Source organism: Devosia sp. GW821-FHT12F11 (genome assembly GCF_058806655.1).
Map to the genome: position 1 here is coordinate 316,057 of NZ_JBXAPX010000009.1, position 18,403 is coordinate 334,459.

17 protein-coding genes are annotated in these 18,403 nt (G+C 65.1%); 11 read left to right on the plus strand and 6 right to left on the minus strand.

Annotated elements, in window-relative coordinates; translation table 11 throughout:
* Positions 1-24: 24 nt before the first annotated feature.
* Entirely contained in the window at positions 25-600 is a 576-nt protein-coding gene (locus tag AC1ROK_RS24940; protein ID WP_492851960.1) for an SOS response-associated peptidase, read from the plus strand.
* Positions 601-780: 180 nt separating this feature from the next.
* Here AC1ROK_RS24940 and AC1ROK_RS24945 read toward each other — a convergent pair whose 3' ends face one another.
* From AC1ROK_RS24945 to AC1ROK_RS24955, 3 genes are all read right to left on the minus strand, one after another.
* The gene (locus AC1ROK_RS24945) at positions 781-1,800 is read right to left on the minus strand and encodes a TerC family protein (protein WP_492851962.1); all 1,020 of its coding nucleotides are present in this window, start codon (positions 1,798-1,800) and stop codon (positions 781-783) included.
* Between the two features lie 313 nt (positions 1,801-2,113).
* Complete coding sequence (locus tag AC1ROK_RS24950; protein ID WP_492851964.1) at positions 2,114-3,361, minus strand: NAD(P)/FAD-dependent oxidoreductase; 1,248 nt, start codon at positions 3,359-3,361, stop codon at positions 2,114-2,116.
* 62 nt (positions 3,362-3,423) lie between these two features.
* Positions 3,424-3,912: an Lrp/AsnC family transcriptional regulator gene (locus tag AC1ROK_RS24955; RefSeq protein ID WP_492851966.1), complete on the minus strand. Its 489-nt coding sequence runs from the start codon at positions 3,910-3,912 to the stop codon at positions 3,424-3,426.
* A 102-nt stretch (positions 3,913-4,014) separates the two neighbouring features.
* On the opposite strand from AC1ROK_RS24955, the gene AC1ROK_RS24960 reads away from it, so the two are divergent.
* The 8 genes from AC1ROK_RS24960 to AC1ROK_RS24995 all read left to right on the plus strand — a co-directional run bounded on the left by AC1ROK_RS24960 (position 4,015) and on the right by AC1ROK_RS24995 (position 15,756).
* Entirely contained in the window at positions 4,015-6,378 is a 2,364-nt protein-coding gene (locus tag AC1ROK_RS24960) for a thiamine pyrophosphate-binding protein (RefSeq protein WP_492851968.1), read from the plus strand.
* 277 nt (positions 6,379-6,655) lie between these two features.
* Complete coding sequence (locus AC1ROK_RS24965; RefSeq protein ID WP_492851970.1) at positions 6,656-8,263, plus strand: peptide ABC transporter substrate-binding protein; 1,608 nt, start codon at positions 6,656-6,658, stop codon at positions 8,261-8,263.
* A gap of 255 nt (positions 8,264-8,518) precedes the next feature.
* Positions 8,519-10,051: a peptide ABC transporter substrate-binding protein gene (locus AC1ROK_RS24970; protein ID WP_492851972.1), complete on the plus strand. Its 1,533-nt coding sequence runs from the start codon at positions 8,519-8,521 to the stop codon at positions 10,049-10,051.
* 58 nt (positions 10,052-10,109) lie between these two features.
* Positions 10,110-11,879: an ABC transporter ATP-binding protein gene (locus tag AC1ROK_RS24975; protein ID WP_492851974.1), complete on the plus strand. Its 1,770-nt coding sequence runs from the start codon at positions 10,110-10,112 to the stop codon at positions 11,877-11,879.
* A gap of 13 nt (positions 11,880-11,892) precedes the next feature.
* On the plus strand, positions 11,893-12,825 hold the full coding sequence (locus AC1ROK_RS24980) for an ABC transporter permease (protein ID WP_492851976.1): 933 nt from the start codon (positions 11,893-11,895) through the stop codon (positions 12,823-12,825).
* Entirely contained in the window at positions 12,822-13,721 is a 900-nt protein-coding gene (locus AC1ROK_RS24985) for an ABC transporter permease (protein ID WP_492851978.1), read from the plus strand. The genes AC1ROK_RS24980 and AC1ROK_RS24985 overlap by 4 nt, the downstream gene beginning before the upstream one ends.
* Before the next feature lies 1 nt (position 13,722).
* A complete protein-coding gene (locus tag AC1ROK_RS24990; protein WP_492851980.1) occupies positions 13,723-14,928 on the plus strand; it encodes an aminotransferase class V-fold PLP-dependent enzyme in 1,206 nt (401 codons plus the stop codon).
* 60 nt (positions 14,929-14,988) lie between these two features.
* Positions 14,989-15,756, plus strand: a complete 768-nt coding sequence (locus AC1ROK_RS24995; protein ID WP_492851982.1) for a FadR/GntR family transcriptional regulator — start codon at positions 14,989-14,991, stop codon at positions 15,754-15,756.
* On the opposite strand, the gene AC1ROK_RS25000 is transcribed toward AC1ROK_RS24995, so the two are convergent.
* The gene (locus AC1ROK_RS25000) at positions 15,726-16,235 is read right to left on the minus strand and encodes an HPP family protein (RefSeq protein ID WP_492851984.1); all 510 of its coding nucleotides are present in this window, start codon (positions 16,233-16,235) and stop codon (positions 15,726-15,728) included. The two genes, AC1ROK_RS24995 and AC1ROK_RS25000, sit on opposite strands and share 31 nt — an antisense overlap.
* A gap of 152 nt (positions 16,236-16,387) precedes the next feature.
* Positions 16,388-16,846, minus strand: coding sequence for a YaiI/YqxD family protein (locus tag AC1ROK_RS25005; protein ID WP_492852002.1), 459 nt, complete (start codon positions 16,844-16,846; stop codon positions 16,388-16,390).
* Positions 16,847-17,114: 268 nt separating this feature from the next.
* On the opposite strand from AC1ROK_RS25005, the gene AC1ROK_RS25010 reads away from it, so the two are divergent.
* Positions 17,115-17,363, plus strand: coding sequence for a hypothetical protein (locus AC1ROK_RS25010; protein ID WP_492851986.1), 249 nt, complete (start codon positions 17,115-17,117; stop codon positions 17,361-17,363).
* 1 nt (position 17,364) lies between these two features.
* Here the strand turns inward: AC1ROK_RS25010 and AC1ROK_RS25015 are convergent, their stop codons facing one another.
* Positions 17,365-17,739, minus strand: a complete 375-nt coding sequence (locus tag AC1ROK_RS25015; RefSeq protein WP_492851988.1) for a VOC family protein — start codon at positions 17,737-17,739, stop codon at positions 17,365-17,367.
* A gap of 101 nt (positions 17,740-17,840) precedes the next feature.
* Between AC1ROK_RS25015 and AC1ROK_RS25020 the strand changes: the two genes are divergently transcribed.
* On the plus strand, positions 17,841-18,305 hold the full coding sequence (locus AC1ROK_RS25020; RefSeq protein ID WP_492851990.1) for an L-2-amino-thiazoline-4-carboxylic acid hydrolase: 465 nt from the start codon (positions 17,841-17,843) through the stop codon (positions 18,303-18,305).
* Positions 18,306-18,403 lie beyond the last annotated feature (98 nt).

An 18,403-nucleotide genomic window follows, 5' to 3' on the forward strand; every position in this document is an offset into this window, starting at 1 on the left:
CGATCCCGAAGCGCGGAGGGCCTGATGTGTAACGACTACGAGCAGCACGTCACCCACCAGCAATATCTCGAAGCGATCAAGGCGCTCGAGCTCGACAGCAGCGAGGCGCCGGCCGAGCTGCCGCGGGCCGATGACATCCGCATCGGCGATATGGGGCCGGTGCTGCGGGCGGCCGGGAACGGCGTCGAGGTGGTCTCGATGCGGTTCGGCTGGCCACCGCCGCGCCCCAAGGCGCCACCGGTGTTCAACTTCAAGTCCGACGGGCGGCACTTCGACAAATCGAAGCGCTGCCTCGTCATCCTGTCGGGCTTTTTCGAGTTCACCGGCACCAAGTCGCCCAAGACCAAGCACCGCTTCAGCCTCAAGGGCTCGCCGATGATGGCGATTGCGGGCCTCTGGAGTGAGGACGCGGATGGGGCGCTGAGCTTCACCATGCTCACCACCGAGCCCGGGCCGGATATCGCGCCCTATCACGACCGGCAGGTCTGCGTGATCCTGCCCGAGGACTGGGCGCACTGGCTGTTTCTCACCAAGCCCGAGGAGGAGCTGCTGAAGCCCCTCCCCGCGGGAACGCTCGATGTGGTGACGGTGCGGCCGTAGGGGCCGCGTAGTCGCCCAGATGTCTCGGCCCCCACCGGCGTCATTCCCGCGCAGGCGGGAACCCAGTGGGATGCTGCTGCGCGGTGGAGCCTGAAAGATCGCACTGGGTCCCCGCCTGCGCGGGGATGACGCCGGTGGGTGGGGCCAAGCGGAGCTTAGCCGCTGGCCCCGTTCGCCCCCTTACGGCTCGAGCCGGCCTTGCTCCGGCTGCACCTCGGCCGACACGTCCCGCTCGTTGCGGGTCTTCCACAGCGAGTAGAAGACGCCGCCGGCCAACACGCCGAGAGTGACCGCGAGCGACAGGAAGGTGTCGATCTTCACATCGAACGGCACCAGCGCCACCTTGATGCCGATCAGCACCAGGACGATGGCCAACGAGACCTGCAGGTAGCGGAAGCGGTTCATCGCCGCGGCAAGCGCGAAGTAGAGGGCGCGAAGGCCCAGGATGGCGAAGATGTTCGAGGTGTAGACGATGAAGGTGTCCTGCGTGACGGCGAACACCGCCGGTACCGAGTCGACGGCAAAGATCAGATCGACCGTCTCGACCATGATCAGCGCCACGCCGAGCGGGGTGAGGAAGGTCACGAGCTTGCCGGTCTTGCTATCCGGCAGCCTGGTCAGGAAGTTCTTGCCGTCGAGCGTGTTCGAGATGCGAAAGTGCTTGCGGAGGAATTGGAGGATCGGGTTGGCCTCGATGTCCGGTTCCTTGTCCTGATGCGAGAACAGCCGCACGCCGGTGAAGATCAGGAACGCGCCGAACAGCACCAGCACCCAGCTGAACGAGTGCACCAGCGCCGCGCCGAGACCGATCAGCAGCGCCCGGAACACGATCACGCCGAGAATGCCCCAGAACAGCACGCGGTGCTGGTAAAGGCGCGGGATGGCGAGGAAGCCGAAAATGGTCGCGATGACGAACATGTTGTCCATCGCGAGGCTCTGCTCGATCAGGTAGCCGGTGTAGAACTCGAGCCCGGCTTCAGCACCGCGGCTGAACCATACCCAGATGCCGAACAGCACCGCGACGAAGACGTAGCCGGCGTAGAGCGTCAGGCTCTCGCGAGCGGAAATTTCGTGCGCGTTGCGGTTGAGAATGCCCAGGTCGAAGACCAACAGGCCAATGACGATGGCGAGAAACGCCACCCAGAAATAGACGGGAGTACCAAGGAAATCGCCCATAAGGGCGCTGAGCAGCATATCCATGCCGGACCTCTCCATGTGAACGTTGGAGCAGTTCCGACATCACGGAGCGTAGAAGTGCTGCCGTCAGAGGGGCCCGGTACCGCCCGCAAAACGTAGCGAGCTATCGGCCGAGTTCAAGCCCCCGAGCAGCGGCAAAATGCGGCAGTCGGATTTCTGGCTTGGGCCGAGGCGCCAGGGCGGGCTGACCCCACCCCTGTCCCCTCCCCCTCAAACAGGGGGAGGGAGACGATAGCCTCGATATCAGTGTGAGGGTCTCCCTCCCCCTTGCGGGGAGGGGACAGGGGTGGGGGTCCGCAACCACCTGCAGCAGCAGTTACAGAAACCGCTCGGCCGAAAACGCGGTGGGGTCAACGAACGGCGCCTCGCCAGTGATCATCTCGGCGATCAGCCGGCCGGTGACGGGCCCGAGCGTGATGCCGTGGTGGGCATGGCCAAAGGCGAACCACAGACCCTTTTGGCTGGGCGCCGGGCCAATGATCGGCATCATGTCGGGCGTTGCCGGTCGCGCGCCGCGCCAGGGCTGGGCCTCGAGGCGCTGGCCGAGGCCGGGGAAGAGCTCTCGCGCATAGGGTTCGTCGCGATCGACCTGTACCGGCGTCGCGGGCGCATCGCGCAGCGCGAACTCGGCACCGCTGGTCAGCCGGATGCCACGGGCCATCGGGGTCAACAGGTACCCATAGCTGGTATCGAGGATCCAGTTGCTCAGCGGCTGCGCCGCCGGCTGGCCGAAATGCATGTGGTAGCCGCGCTTCACCCCGAGCGGCAGGCGGTAGCCGAGCCGGCTGGTAAGGTCGCCGGCCCATGGCCCCAGCGCGATCACCGCGTCGCGCGCCTCGAGCACGCCATCCGCCACCGGCAGGCGCCAGCCACTCGTCCCCTGCTGCAGCCCGAGCGCATCGCCATTGACCACCACGCCGCCCAGTTGCTCGAACAGCTCGCGATACTTGACCACCAGCCCGCCGGGATCGCGGATGCTCCACGGATCGGTCCAGTGCAAGGCGCCCTCGAGCGGGATGCCGAGGCCGGGTTCGACCCGGTGCATCTGAGCGCTCGAAAGCTCAGCGCTGCCGATGCCGAAATCCCGCCGCAGCGTCTCGGCCTTGAGGTAGCCCTCGTCCTGCTTGGCCTTGTCGCGATAGAGCAGATACCAGCCCTTCTTCTCGATCAGGTGGCTCGCCCCTGCCCGTTCGATCAGTGGCGCGTGCTCGTTGATCGACTGCGCGATCAGCGGCGCATAGGTCTCGACGATGCGGCGGTAGTGGTCCGGCCGCGAGTTCCACCAGTAGCGCGCGAGGAAGGGCGCGATGCGCGGCAGCGCGCCGAGGTGGTAGTGCATGTCGGTGCGGTTGTTCAGCCCATAGCGGAACAGCTCGCCCAGGTCCTGCGGAAAGGCGTGCGGCATCACCCCTTCGCGCTGGATCAGGCCGGCATTGCCGTAGGAGGTTTCCTCGCCGGCGCCGCGCCGATCGACCAGCACGGTCGCCCTGCCCCGCATCTGCAGATGCACCGCGATGCTGACGCCCACGATACCCGCGCCAAGAACGATGCTGTCGGCCTGCATGACTCACCCGAAGAAAACTGTCGGGTCCGCTTTTAGCGACGTTTGGCGCCGCCGTAACTGCGTCAGATGGGCAGCACGCGGGAGTATTTCACCTGGCCCAGCGAGAAACTCGATTCGATCGAGCTGACGCCCGCCACCTGGGTGAGCTTCTCGCGCAGGAACGCCTCGTAGGCAGCGAGGTCGGCGCAGACGACGCGCAGCAGGAAATCGAACTGGCCGGTCATCAGGTAGCACTCCATCACCTCGGGCCAGCCGGCGATGGCAGCGCCGAAGCGATCGAGCTCCTCGGCCCGTTGCCGCTCCAGCTTGATCGAGATGAACACCGAAACGGGCAGCCCGACCGCCTTCTGGTCGACCACGGCGCTGTAGGCAGCAATGATCCCCGCCTCCTCCATCTGGCGGATGCGGCGCAGGCACGGCGAGGCCGAGAGCCCGACGCGATCGGCGATCGCCTGGATGGTCATGCGGCCATCTTCCTGCAGGGCCCTCAGGATGCGGCGATCGATTCCGGTCAGCTCAGTCTTGGCAGAATTCACCGATCTTGGCGGCATATCGTGGTAAATCCTGCGCAACGGGATGACATAGCAGTCACAATAGGCAGGAAACACCCCAAGGGCTAGTGCACCGTTAATGTCAGACATTTGGGAGGGGACATGTCGACGGAGCGTATCGCCCTGATTGAGGCACTGGCTGGCAAGGCCTTGTGGTTATCCAACTGGATGATCCACCACGCCAACCATCTCCGCCCCAACCCGGACGGGGTGAAAGTGGGCGGCCACCAGGCCTCCTCCGCCTCGATGACGGCGATCCTGTCGGCGCTGTATTTCGGCATCCTCAAGCCCGAGGATCGCGTGGCGGTGAAGCCGCACGCCGCGCCGGTGTTCCACGCCATCCAGTACCTGTTCGGCAAGCAGAGCCTCGACAAGCTCAAGGCCTTCCGCGGCTATGGCGGGGCGCAATCCTACCCGTCGCGTACCAAGGATACCGACGACGTCGATATCTCCACCGGCTCGGTCGGGCTCGGCGTCGCCTTCACCGCCTTCGCCTCGATGATCCAGGATTATGTGCGGGCCAAGCCATGGGCGAAGAAGCGCGCCGAAGGCCGGATGATCGCGCTCGTCGGCGATGCCGAACTCGACGAGGGCAATGTCTACGAGTGCCTGCTCGAGGGCTGGAAGCACAGCCTTCGCAACACCTGGTGGATCATCGACTACAACCGCCAGAGCCTCGACGGCGTGGTGCGCGAGGGGCTCTACGACCGGATCGAGGCGATCTTCCGCGCCTTCGAGTGGAACGTCGTGACGCTCAAGTATGGCGCCAAGCAACGCCGCGCCTTCGCCGAGCCCGGCGGCGAGCGGCTGCGCGACTGGATCGATGCCTGCCCCAATGCGCTCTACTCGGCGCTGATGTTCCGTGGCGGCGCCGCCTGGCGCGAACGGCTCACCGATGAGATCGGCGACCAGGGCCCGGTCACCGCCCTGCTCGAACGCCGCACGGATGCCGAGCTTGCCGAACTGATGGCCAATCTCGGCGGCCACTGCATCGAGAGCCTGCTCGAGCAGTTCGAGGGCCAGACCACCGACAAGCCGACGGTGTTCATCGCCTATACCGTGAAGGGCTGGGGCACGCCGCTGGCCGGTCACAAGGATAATCACGCCGGACAGATGACCGGCGCGCAGATCGAGAGCCTCAAGACCTCGATGCGGGTTCGCGACGGCCACGAGTGGGACCGCTTCGAGGGTCTCAACCCATCCGAGCGCGAGTTGCAGGCCTTCCTCGACGCCGTGCCGTTCAACACGACCCAGTCTCGACGGCTCAACTGCCCGGCCGTCCCGGCGCTGGGACCGCAATTCGTCGGTCCCGGCGCCACTTCCACGCAGACCGCGTTCGGCAAGATCCTCGACGCCATCGCCAAGACCGACAGCGAGCTGGCGCGCCGCATCGTCACCACCTCGCCCGACGTCACCGTCTCGACCAATCTGGGCACCTGGGTCAACCGGCGGCACCTGTTCGCCAACCGCGAGATGGCCGACATCTTCCAGAAGGAACGCATCCCGAGCGCACAGAAGTGGCAGTTCACGCCCGATGGCCAGCATATCGAGCTGGGGATCGCCGAGATGAACCTGTTCCTGCTGCTCGGTGCGGCCGGCCTCAGCCACTCGCTGTTCGGCGAGCGGCTGCTGCCGATCGGCACGCTCTACGATCCGTTCATCGCCCGCGGTCTCGATGCGCTGAACTATGCCTGCTACCAGGATGCGCGGTTCCTGCTGGTGGCGACACCCTCCGGCGTATCGCTGGCCGGTGAAGGCGGCGCGCATCAATCGGTCGGCACGCCCCTGATCGGCATGGCGCAGGATGGGCTCGCTTCGTTCGAGCCGGCCTTCGCCGACGAGCTCTCGGTGATCATCGACTGGGGTTTCGACTACATGCAGCGCGATGGCAGCGACCGGGCCGATCTCGCCGACTGGCCACGCGACGTCTCCGGCGGCTCGGTCTACTTGCGCCTCTCCACCCGCGCCATCGAACAGCCGCCGCGCGAGGTGACGCCGGCGCTCGCCAACGACATCATTCGCGGCGCCTACTGGCTAGTGCCGCCGACGCCGAACTGCGAGGCGATCATCGCCTACCAGGGCGTGCTGGCCAGCGAAGCCATCACCGCAGCCGGGATGATCGGCGGCGACCGGCGCAACGTCGCGGTGCTGGCCGTCACCTCCGCCGATCGGCTCAATGCCGGCTGGCACGGCGCACAGCGGGCGCGCCTGCATGGCGACCGCGAGGCCACCTGCCATGTCGAGACGCTGCTGGCCGATGCCCCGGACACTGCAGCCTTGGTCACCGCCATCGACGGCCACCCGGCGACGCTGGGCTGGCTGGGCAGTGTGCGGGGGCACCGGGCCATTACGCTGGGCGTGGAGCACTTCGGCCAGACCGGCACGGTGACCGATCTCTACCGGCATTTCGGCATCGACGCGGCGGCGATCGCCAACGCGGCGCAGAGCCTGTTCGGGGGGCGCTGATGAGCGTGTTCGTCCGGCTGAACAGCCTCGTCGCAAAACTATGCCAACCTTGTCATCTGCAGGCCACAAACGGCTTGCCAAGCCAATCTGGAGTTGTCAGACATATGTCATAAGGCCGATTGCGAGGGGAATTGCAGTCAGCCGATGCACCGGTTCCGGGCGGGGCGTCTATGCCCGGAAACCGCTCATGCGAGGCCCGTTCGGACACCGGCACGCCGAGGTTCGGCCGGGGCACAGGGGACGTCAAGCAGTAGCTCTGCAACAAGGAGGGAGCTCTATGAACGCGTTGCTGAAATTTGTCGGCGCGGTCGCGCTGGCGGCGGGATTGACCGCCGTGCCAGCGTTGGCGCAGACAAAACTCACCGTGCCGGGTGGATCCACCACCGGCACGTATATGGACTACATGAAGACGGTCTATGCGCGCGCTTCCGGCGCCGAGTTGCTGCAGGAGCCGCTGACCAGCTTCGACAACGAGTACCAGCTGACCCCGCTGGCCGCGACCAGCTGGGAGCAGTCGGCCGATGGCCTGACCTGGACCTTCCACCTGCGTGACGGCATGAAGTGGAGCGACGGCGAGCCGGTCACCGCGAACGACTACATCTTTGCGTTGCAGCGCGCCGCCACCACCGGCTACGACTTCGCCTGGTACTGGAGCTTCGCCTCGGGGATCAAGAACTGGGACGACGTGTCGGCCGGCAAGGCTGACGTATCGACCCTCGGCCTCAAGGCTGTCGACGACAAGACCATCGAAGTCACCACTGCGGCGCCCAAGCCCTATCTGCCGGGCGTGGTCTCGCTCTGGTACCCGGTGCCCAAGCACCAGTTCGATAAATTCGGCGACGACTGGGCGAGCAATGTCGCCAATGTCCTCTCGTCGGGTCCGTTCCTGCTCAAGTCCTGGGAGAAGTCGAACAACTCGGTCGTCCTGACCAAGAACCCCGACTACAACGGCCCGTGGGTGGCGCAGGTCGACGAGCTGACCATCGATCCGTCGGTGGGCCTGCCGGAAGTCGGCATGCCGGCCTTCCTCGCCGGCGACCTCGCCTACACCACGCTCAATGCCGGCCAGATCCCGGTGGTGAAGCAGCGCTTCCCCGACTCGATCCGCAAGGAAGCGGTGTTTGCCACGTCCTACCTCGCCTTCGATCTCGAGAAGGCGCCGTTCGACAATGCCGACGTCCGCAGGGCGCTCTACTATGCCGTCAACCGCGACGAGCTGACCGCCACCGTGCTCAAGGACATCGCCATCCCGGCGCACTCGATCCTGGCGCCCGGCTACCCTGGCTACAGCGACAAGGTCGCGGCGCAGGCGGTGTTCGACCCGGCAAAGGCCAAGGAACTGCTGGCCAAGGCCGGCTACCCCAACGGTGAAGGCTTCCCGACCATCGAAGTCTGGTTCCGCGAGGAAGGCGGCTATAACGGCGCGATCCTCCCCGCCATGGCTCAGTACCTGCAGGCCCAGTTCAAGGACATCCTGGGAATCACCATGAATATCAAGGTGATGCCGGGCAAGGACTGGATGGAGGGCATGCTCGCCCGCAAGAACAACATCTACCTGGCGCCCTACGAGTACGACTACCTCGATCCGTCGAACTTCTACGGCCTGTTCTACAATGGTGGCCGTCACAGCTACCACGTGGCCGAGTACGACAAGCTCGTCGCCGAGGCCGACAAGAACCCGGTCTGGGAAGAGCGCGTGAAGCTCTACGAGCAGGCTGAACAGGTGATGATCGATCAGGGCCTCATCGTGCCGCTGGTTCACCCGCTCATCACCGCTGCGGTCAGCGAGGACATCACCGGGCCGGGCGTCACGCCCAACTCGCGTGGCTTCACCCCGCTCGGTCGTATCGGCAACTTCCTCTACTCGCACATCTCGGTGAAGTAGCAGCAGAACATGCGTTCCCCGGCTTTGCCCGGGGAACGTCCCTGCCCCGTACCCGCGACGCGAGAGGACCTGTGACATCCCCATAACGGGAGCGCAGGAGGACGTCGCACCAAGCATTCCGAGGGCCGCCGCAACGGGGCGTGCACGCCCTGCCCTTCCGGAACCAGTGCACGAATATTTGAGGAGAATGAGTTGAATTTACTGCTAAAATTGGCAGGATCGATAGCGCTGGCGGCAAGTTTGGCCGTGCCGGCGATGGCCCAGACCGTGACTGTCCCCGGACAGTCCACGACGGCCACCTACATGGATTACATGAAGACCGTCTATGCCCGCGCCGCCGGCTCGGACATGATCCAGATCGGTCTGACCGCCTTCGACAAGGACTTCAACCTGACCCCGATCGCGGCGGAGAGCTGGTCGCAGTCGGCCGATGGCCTGACCTGGACGTTCAAGATCCGGCCCGAACTCAACTGGAGCGACGGCGAACCGCTGACCGCTGAGGATTTCGTCTTCGCGCTGCAGCATGCCGCCACCACCGGCTACGACTTTGCCTGGTACTGGAGCTTTGCCGGCGGCATCAAGAACTGGGACGACGTGACGGCCGGCAAGGCCGATGTCTCGACCCTCGGCCTCAAGGCCGTCGACGACAAGACGCTCGAAGTCACCACCACGGCGCCCAAGCCGTACCTGCCGAGCGTGGTCTCGCTCTGGTATCCGGTGCCCAAGCACCAGTTCGACAAGTATGGCGAAGAGTGGTCGACCAAGGTTGAGACCATCGTCTCGTCGGGTCCCTGGCTGGTCAAGGAGTGGGTGAAGTCCAACAATAACGTCACCCTCGCCAAGAACCCCGATTACAAGGGGCCGTGGGTCCCTGAGATCGATGAAGTCGTGCTCGACTCCTCGCTCGGCCTGCCGGAAGTGGGCGTGCCTGCCTTCCTCGCCGGCGATGTCGACATGACCTCGCTCAATACCGGACAGGTGGCGATGATGCGGCAGCGCTATGCCGACCAGATCCACACCAACCCGGTGTTCGCGACCCAGTACATCGCGTTCGACTTGGAGAAGGCGCCGTTCGACAATGTCGATGTCCGGCGCGCCTTCTACTATGCCATCAACCGGGACGAGCTGACCTCGACCGTCCTCAAGGACATCGCCATCCCGGCGCATTCGATCCTGCCGACCGGCTTCCCCGGCTATAGCGAGAATGTCGCCAAGCAGGCGGTGTTCGACCCGGCCAAAGCCAAGGAGCTGCTGGCCAAGGCCGGCTACCCCGATGGCAAGGGCTTCCCTGAGATCGAGATCTGGTTCCGCGAGGAAGGCGGCTACAACGGCGCGATCCTGCCGCCGATGGCGCAGTACCTGCAGTCGCAGTTCAAGCAGATCCTGGGGATCACCATGAATATCAAGGTGATGCCGGGCAAGGACTGGATGGAAGGCATGCTGGCGCGCAAGAACAACATCTATCTGGCGCCCTACGAGTACGACTACCTCGACCCGTCGAACTTCTATGGCCTGTTCTACAATGGCGGCCGGCACAGCTACCACATCGCGGCCTATGACGACCTGGTCAAACAGGCCGACTCCGCCTCGACCTGGGACGAGCGCGTGAAGCTCTACGAACAGGCCGAACAGGTGATGATCGACCAGGGCCTGATCGTGCCACTGACCCATCCGGTGACCATGAACGTCGTCTCCGACAAGCTCGGCGGCGATGCCATGACGCCCAACAAGCAGGGCTTCTACCCCAACTGGTCGGGTTACGTTTACACGCACCTGACCAAGAACTAGCCCTTACGAAAACCAGTGCTCCCGGCCCTGGCCGGGGGCACCCAGTTCGGAACAGCGCATGACTCTCGTAAATATCAAAGGCCTGAAGGTCAGCTTCCGTCAGCATGGCGGCCAGATCGATGCGGTACGCGGCGTCGATATCCAGCTTGCGGAGGGCGAAAGCCTGGGCATCGTCGGAGAGTCCGGCTCGGGCAAGTCCGTCTCGTGCCTGGCGCTGATGCGGCTGTTGCCCAACACCGCGACCATCACCGCCGACCGGCTCGAGCTCGACGGCGTCGACGTGCTCACGGCCAAGCCGCGGCAGATGGCGGCCCTGCGAGGTAAGGTTGCCGCCCTGATCTTTCAGGACCCGGCCACGACGTTCGACCCAGTGTTCACCATCGGCCACCAGATGGTCGAAACCATCCGCACGCATCGCGACGTCTCCAAGGAGACGGCGCTGGGCGAGGCCGAACAGCTATTGCTCAAGGTCGAGATCAAGAACGCCAAGGATGTCCTGAGCTACTACCCGCACCAGCTTTCCGGCGGCATGCTGCAACGCGCGATGATCGCCATGGCGCTCAGTTGCCGGCCCAAGGTGCTGATCGCGGATGAGCCGACCACGGCGCTCGACGTCACCATCCAGGCGCAGATCCTGCAGCTCATCAAGGGCCTGCAGGCCGAGATGGGCATGGCGCTGATCATGATCACCCACGATCTCGGCGTTGTCGCCGAGACCGTCGATCGCGTCGTCGTCATGTATGGCGGCCGGGTGATGGAGGAAGGGACTGTCGACCAGATCTTCGATACCCCCAAGCACAGCTACACCCAATCGCTGCTGGCGAGCCTCAGGGCCGGCGAGTCCCGGCGGGCAGAACCCGGTACCGGCGAGCCGATCGCCCCTGCCCTCGAGCTGCGCAATCTCTCCAAGGTCTATGCGCTCCGCCGTCGCGGCCGGATCTTTTCGACCTACGTCGACTTCCCGGCGGTGCGCGGGGTCAATCTGGTGCTGCCGCGCAACAAGATCGTCGGGCTCGTTGGCGAGTCCGGTTCGGGCAAGTCGACCACCGGCATGATGGCGATGCGCCTGCTCGAGCCGACCGCCGGACAGATCCTCGTTGACGGCACCGACATCTCCAAGCTCGACACCGCGGCCCTCAAGGTGTTCCGCCGGCGCATGCAGGTGGTGTTCCAGGACAGCTATTCGGCGCTCGATCCGATGATGACCCTGGCCCAGATCATCGCCGAGCCGCTCAACATCCACGGAGTGAAGAGCTCGCGCGAGCAAACCGAGGAGGCGTTGAGCTGGCTGGAGCGTGTCGGCATGGACCGCAGCTTCGGCAACCGCTACCCGCACGAATTGTCGGGCGGCCAGCGGCAGCGTGTCGCCATCGCGCGGGCGCTGATCCTTGGGCCCTCGGTGCTGGTCGCGGATGAGCCGACCTCGGCGCTCGACGTTACCGTCAAGGCGCAGATCATCGCGCTCTTGAAGAACCTGCAGAAGCAGATGGGCCTCTCGATGCTGTTCATCAGCCACGACCTCAGCGTCGTGCGCTCTCTGACCGACAGCGTGGTGGTGATGTACAAGGGCCGGGTGGTCGAACAGGCGCCTACGGCCAACATCTTCGCCAACCCGCGGCATCCCTATACGCGCTCCTTGCTCGACGCGATCCCGGTCACCAACCCCAGGGATCGGCGTGAGCGCTCATTCATCACCGCCGACGACATCGCCGCCGGCACGCCGCGCCTGTCGCGCTCCAGCCTCGCGGCTGAAGCGACGGCCGGCGACATTCCGCAGCTCGTGAGCGTGGCCCCGGGCCACCTCGTCGAAGCCATCGTCACCAACTGATGGAGGTCCGGGCATGATTGTCTATCTCATCAAACGCCTGCTTTCGGTCGCCGTGACCTTCTTCATCGTTTCGCTCGTCATCTTCCTGATGATGCACGCGGTGCCGGGTGGTCCGTTCACCGAAAAGGACATGCCGCTGTCCGATGCGGTGAAGGCCGCGCTCAATGCCAGGCTCGGCCTCGATAAGCCGCTTTGGGTCCAGTACACCAACTACATGGCCGGCGTGCTGCAGGGGAACTGGGGCGTCCCCTACCAATCCCCGGGCGAGACCGTGATCAGCCTGCTGCAGCAGGCCTGGCTACCCAGCCTGATCCTCGGCGGTTCGGGCGTCATCATCGGCGCGGCCCTCGGCATCCTGATCGGCATGGCGGCAGCACTCAAGCGCAACAGCTGGATCGACTACCTGGCCTCGACGCTGTCGGTGCTCGGCCTCACCATCCCGGTGTTCGTCATCTCGATGCTGCTGATCCTGATCTTTGCGGTCTGGCTGAACTGGCTGCCCGCCAGCGGTTGGGGCAAGCCCGAACGCTGGATCCTGCCGATTGCCGCCTATGCGGCAATCCCGCTCGCCACCTATGCCCGCTACACCCGCTCGGCGATGCTCGACACGCTCAACCGGCCGTTCGTTACGGCGCTCCGCGCCAAGGGACTGAGCGAGCGGCGGATCATCTTCCAGCACGTCCTGCGCAACTCGGCCATCCCGATGGTCACCGTGTTCCTGCCGATGTTCATGGGCACGGCCACCGGCTCGATCTTTGTCGAGGCGATGTTCCGTATTCCCGGGCTCGGCAGCTACTTCGTCTCCTCCATCGAGAACCGGGACTATCCGCTCGAGATGGCCCTGGTGCTGATGTTCACCATCGGAATCTGCTTTGCCTACCTGATTTCCGATATCGCCTACGCGTGGCTCAATCCGCGCATCCGTCTCGGAGATGACGCGAAATGACCACCGACATCGAAACCGGCGCCCTCGCCGTACCACCCGCGCACACCCAGCATAGCCCGGCCTATTTCGCCTGGCGGCGCTTTGCCGCCAACAAGGCGGCGGTGGCCGGCGGCATCGTGCTCGGGATCATCATCCTCGCGGCAATCTTTGCGCCGTTGTTCACCAAGAGCGCTCCGGACGCGCAGCTCTATCTGACCCAATCGCTGGCTTTCCCGTCGGCCGAGTTCTGGTTCGGCGTTGACGACCTCGGTCGCGACTTCTTCACCCGCATCGTCTACGGCGCCCGGGTGTCGCTGCTGATCGGCTTTGCCGCCGCGACCTGCAGCCTGTTGATCGGTATCCCGATCGGCGCCATCGCCGGCTATTTCGGCGGCCGGGTCGATTGGTTCATCATGCGTGTCATCGAGATCTTCTCGGTGGTGCCGCCGCTGCTGGCGGCGATGCTGCTGGGCGCGCTGGCCGGCGGCGGTTTCTTCACCATCATCGTCGTTGCCTCGCTGTTCGGCTGGTTCGGCGTCTGCCTCCTGGTCCGCGCGCAGGTGAAATCGTTCCGCGAGAAGGAGTTCGTGCGGGCCGCGCAGGCACTTGGCGCCTCGCCCTGGTACATCCTGCGCCGCCACGTCATCCCTAACTCGCTGTCGCCGATCATTGTCGGGTTCGTGCTGTCAGTGCCGGGCGCCATGATGCTGGAGGCGAGCCTCAGCTTCCTCGGCATCGGCGTCGCGCCACCCACGCCGAGCTGGGGCCAGATGATCAATGTCGGCATCAACTTCATGTTCTTTTACTGGCACATGGCCGTGTTCCCGACGGCAGCCCTTGCCATAACCGTGCTCGCCACGACGCTGTTCGGCGACGGCCTGCGCGATGCACTCGATCCCACACTGAAAGGCCGCTGACTTGTCCTCCAATCTCGCGCGACACTTCCTCCTCCGGGACGATGTCGTTTTCCTGAACCATGGCTCTTTCGGCGCCTGCCCGCGTCCGGTGTTCGAGACCTACCAGGCCTGGCAGCTCGAGCTGGAACGTCAGCCGGTGGCTTTCCTCGGCCGCGACCTCAGCGAGCGCACCAAGGTGCCGCGCGTGGCGCTCTCGGCGTTTCTCGGCACGACCTCGGAGAACATCGTCGGCCTGGTCAACGCCACCGAAGGGCTCAACATCGTCGCCCAGTCGCTCGACCTCAAGGAAGGCGACGAAATCCTGACGACCGACCACGAGTACTCGGCGCTGGAAAAGACCTGGGCCTATGTGGCGCGCCGCACCGGCGCCAGGATCGTCACGGTCAAGGTGCCGATGCCGCTGGTCTCCGAGGCGGCTTTCACCAATACGCTGGTCGAGGCGATGAACGAGCGCACCAAGGTGCTGTTCCTCAGCCACATCACCTCGCCCACGGCACTGCTGTTCCCGATCGAGCGGCCGATCGCCGAGGCGCGGAAGCGCGGTATCTGGACCGTCATCGACGGCGCCCACACACCCGGTCACATCCCGCTGAACCTCGATGCCATGGGCGTCGATTTTTACTCGGGCAACTGCCACAAGTGGCTGATGACGCCCAAGGGTTCGGCCTTCCTCTACGTCCGGCCGGAGCTGCAGGGCCTGATCAACCCGCTGGTGATCAGCCACGGCTGGACCGCCGACTCCAAGCTGCCCGGCGCCAAGGGCGCCTTCGGCAACAGCCCGTTCATTGACGAACTCGAGATGCAGGGCACCCGCGACCCGGCGGCCTGGCTCAGCGTGCCGGCGGCCATCAAGTTCCGCGAGGATCATGACTGGACCCGCGTCGCCGCCGATTGCCGCGAGCTGGCGCAGGAAACGGCGCGCCGCCTGCAAGCGCTGACGGGTCTAGAACCGCTCAGCAGCCCGGAGTTCTGCGCGCCGCAGATGGTGGCGATGCCGGTTCCCGAGTTCGAACCGGCGGAGTTCTCCAAGGAGCTGATGGCGCGATACGCGATCGAGATCCCGGTATTCAAGTGGCAGGACCACCACATCGTCCGGGTTTCGGTGCAGGGCTACAACTCGAAGGCGCAGATGGACATTCTCATCGGCGCCCTCACCGACATGTTGGATCTGCAAGGCAAGAAGGAGCCGGCACGTCAGCATGGCTGACAAAACCGCCGAATTGTGATGGTGGTGCCGGCACGGCCATTCGGGCCGGGAGGAACAGGCGTGGCGCAGGACGGAGTACTGAGCTACCTCGAACCGCTGGAGACGCGGACGCGCGGCGTTGCCGTGCTGGACGCGCTCGCCGAGATGATCGAACGGGCTGGGCTGAGCGTCGGCGATCGGCTGCCGCCGGAAGTCTCGCTGGCGACCACCCTCGGCGTCGGCCGCTCCACCATCCGTGAGGCGCTGAACCGCTGGGAAGGGCTCGGCATCATCCGCCGGCGGCGCGGCGACGGTACCTACCTCGCCGCCAAGGTGCGCACCTCACGCGGGCTCGCCCCGACGATGATCCGCTTCGAGGGCGAGGCCCTGCTCCGCCTGGTCGAAGTCCGCCGGGCGCTGGAGAACGAAGTGGTGCGCAAGGCTACCGTCAACGCCACCAAGGCGCAGCGGGCGGAAATCTCGCGCCTGTGCGATGTGCTGCTGGCCGATGTCGCGGCGCGCCGCAACTGGCACAAGGCCGATGCCGCCTTCCACGGCGCCATCTATGAGGCGTCGGGCAACCCGATGTTCGGCGAGATCCTGCACAAGCTCGACGAGGCGCTGGAGCGGTCCAACGAGTCGCCGTTCGGCCGTGACGATTTCGGCCTCGACTCGTTCCCGCCGCACCGCGACCTCGCCGATGCGATCGTCGCTTCCGACCCGATTCAGGCCGTCGCGGCGATCAACAATGTGCTCGACAAGGTGCGCGACGAGATCGAGATGATCATCGAGACTGGATTGTTGGGGGTTGAGGCGGCTCAGCCCGGGCGCGTCGGGCGGCGCGGGTAAGTCACCCGCGGCGGCAGCTGGTGGTGCAGGACCGCCACGCCGACGAGGCAGGCAGCGCCAGCAACGACCACGAGAAACAGCGTATCCATCGGCATATGGGTGGAGAACGCCACCAGCGGTACCGCCCCCGCCGGCGGATGGGTCACGCGCAGCAGCAGCATGGCGGCGATCACCAGGCCAACGGCGATGGTGGCGACCCACCAGGCCGACGGCGCCAGCGCGAAGATCGCCACGCTGATCGCAGCCGCCACCAGGTAGCCGCCGAAGATATTGGCCGGCTGCGCCAGCGCACTCTCGGCCTGCCCGAACAGCAGCACGGCAGTGGCACCGAACGGCGCCAGCAGCATCGGCAGCCCGGTCCAGGCGGCCAGTCCGCCCACCAGGGTCATCGCCACCACGGCGCCGATGCCGGATTTCAGGTGCGCCAAAGTCTGGCCGCGCGGCTCGTGCCGGTGGATGAAATCGAGAAGACGGCTCAAGTGGGAATACTCGGGCAGGAAAACAGTGCACGTTTGAAGCGCAGTTCGCTGCCTAATTCAAGGGCATACAGCCCAAACTTCAGGCCGTTCGAAGAACTTCTATCTCTGCTGTGGCGAGGGCGCGATGATGACCGGTTGCCGCTCGACCATGTTCATCCCAGCCGCTTGGCGCGCTGCACCGCGGCATCGAATGCCTGCAGGAAGTTTGCGCGATCCTTGGCGGTGAAGCCGGCATTATAGCCTTTGCTCTCACCGGTTTCCCGCAGATGCTGGTTCAGCTCGCGCATCGCCAGCGCCATGCCGATCGATTGCTCGGTGAAGGGTTTTCCGGTCGGCCCGAGCACGACGGCGCCCTTTTTCAGGGCCCGGCTGGCCAACGGAATATCGGAGGTCACGACCAGGTCGTTGGCCCCTACCTGCTCCACGATCCAGTCGTCAGCAGCGTCGGCGCCCTGCGGCACCATGATGTTGCGCACCATCGGATCGCGCGACGGCCGCAGCCCGAAATTGGCAACGAAAGTGGTGACCAGGCCATGCCGCTCGGCGACCCGCAGCACTTCGTCCTTCACCGGACAGGCATCGGCATCCACAAAGATCTGCGCCCTGGCCAAACTTGCCGACTCCGCTGCAATCGCGCCGCAATGACGGCGCACCCATGCCATGACAATAGCAACGACACCGGATTCGCCGATGCGCCTTTTGCCGCTTTCTCTCCTCCTCGTTCTGCCCCTCCTGGCCGCCTGCGACAGCAGCAATACGCCCAAGGCCCCGTCGGCCGAAGCACCGGCAGCTGCCGCGACGCCCGCCAAGACGCCGGCTGCAGGCAAAACTCCCACTGCACCCGCCGCAACTGCCAAGCTGCCGCCCGGCGCTCGTCCGTTGATCGGCAGTTGGGCAGCGCTCGATTGCGCCGACAACACGGCGCTGACCGTCGTTTCGGCCAGCAAGTTCTCGGCCGGCGGCAAGAGCTGCGATATCGCGCTGAGCGACAACAAGGACGGCACGTTCAGCGCCACCTGCAACAAGCAGGACCTGAAGCTGACGCCGATCTTCGGTCCATCAGGCGAAGGCATTCGCATCGCGATGGGCGATGCGAAATCGAGTACGGTGTTCCGTTGCTCGAAATAGCCTACATGCCCTGAACGAAGCCGAGAATGTTGCCCTCGCTGTCCTTGGCCCAGGCGTTCTTCACCGGGCCGAAGCTGGCGACGCCATTCTCGGTCTTCAGATCCGGCAGGTCGTAGTCGAGAAAGGTGACGCCCTTGCCGCGCATGTCCCGCATGTCGGCGTCGAGGTCGGTCGTATCGAACGACAGGATGGTGTGCTCGGCTGTGCCGGCGAAATCCGATTTGTAGAGGAAAGCGCGCACGCCATTGAGTTCGTAATTGGCGCCGTAGTCATCTTGCTTGGCAGGGGCGATCCCGAGCTTGTCCCGATACCAGGCCACGGCCCGCTCGACATTGTGGGCGGGGATCATGGCGGTTGCTCTGCTCTCAGCGTTCATGACGTCCTCCATCGTTGTCGTAGGGCAACGCATCAGCAGCGGATGGGGTTTCCCGCTTCTCGCGATCCTGCCATCATCGCATGAAGTCGGAGACCTCGCCCATGACCCCATTCGAGCGCATCACCACCGAGGTCCGGGCCCAGATTCCGCTGGTCCGCGCTATGGAGGCGGCACTCGGCAAGGAACGGGCGCACGCGCTGGTGCGCGCGGCGCTCGACAAGGCCAACCGCGCCATCGTGGCGCAGCGCGGCTCGCTCCTCGATATCCCGACGCTCGCCAAGGAGTTCGCCGGCTTTGGCGAAGGGGTACGCTACGAGTTCGAAACGCTGGAGCAGACCGACACGCTGCTGCGCAACCAGGTCAACCACTGCGACTACGCCGAGTTCATGGAACAGATCGGCGCCCGCGATCTCGGCGAACTGCTGATCTGCAACGGTGACTTCGCCATGGCCGACGAGCTCGGGCTGAAGCTCGAACGCACGAAGACCTGTATGAACGGCGATGGCATGTGCGACTTCTGCTACCACGTGAAGCGGGCGGAAGCGCCGCAAGCCGGCACCGCCTAGCCGCGGGCGTGGTGGCCCCGCACCCCCTTGCATGTTGATTTTCGCCGACTCGTAGCAGGTTCGGCGGTCCCCGGCTGGCGGCCACCAGCCAGGGACCG

Excerpts from the sequence above, each read along its gene's own strand:
- AC1ROK_RS24940 (WP_492851960.1), top strand. The coding sequence starts at position 25 with ATGTGTAACGACTACGAGCAGCACGTCACCCACCAGCAATATCTCGAA.
- AC1ROK_RS24945 (WP_492851962.1), bottom strand. The coding sequence starts at position 1,800 with ATGGATATGCTGCTCAGCGCCCTTATGGGCGATTTCCTTGGTACTCCC.
- AC1ROK_RS24950 (WP_492851964.1), bottom strand. The coding sequence starts at position 3,361 with ATGCAGGCCGACAGCATCGTTCTTGGCGCGGGTATCGTGGGCGTCAGC.
- AC1ROK_RS24955 (WP_492851966.1), bottom strand. The coding sequence starts at position 3,912 with ATGCCGCCAAGATCGGTGAATTCTGCCAAGACTGAGCTGACCGGAATC.
- AC1ROK_RS24960 (WP_492851968.1), top strand. The coding sequence starts at position 4,015 with ATGTCGACGGAGCGTATCGCCCTGATTGAGGCACTGGCTGGCAAGGCC.
- AC1ROK_RS24965 (WP_492851970.1), top strand. The coding sequence starts at position 6,656 with ATGAACGCGTTGCTGAAATTTGTCGGCGCGGTCGCGCTGGCGGCGGGA.
- AC1ROK_RS24970 (WP_492851972.1), top strand. The coding sequence starts at position 8,519 with ATGGCCCAGACCGTGACTGTCCCCGGACAGTCCACGACGGCCACCTAC.
- AC1ROK_RS24975 (WP_492851974.1), top strand. The coding sequence starts at position 10,110 with ATGACTCTCGTAAATATCAAAGGCCTGAAGGTCAGCTTCCGTCAGCAT.
- AC1ROK_RS24980 (WP_492851976.1), top strand. The coding sequence starts at position 11,893 with ATGATTGTCTATCTCATCAAACGCCTGCTTTCGGTCGCCGTGACCTTC.
- AC1ROK_RS24985 (WP_492851978.1), top strand. The coding sequence starts at position 12,822 with ATGACCACCGACATCGAAACCGGCGCCCTCGCCGTACCACCCGCGCAC.
- AC1ROK_RS25015 (WP_492851988.1), bottom strand. The coding sequence starts at position 17,739 with ATGAACGCTGAGAGCAGAGCAACCGCCATGATCCCCGCCCACAATGTC.
- AC1ROK_RS25020 (WP_492851990.1), top strand. The coding sequence starts at position 17,841 with ATGACCCCATTCGAGCGCATCACCACCGAGGTCCGGGCCCAGATTCCG.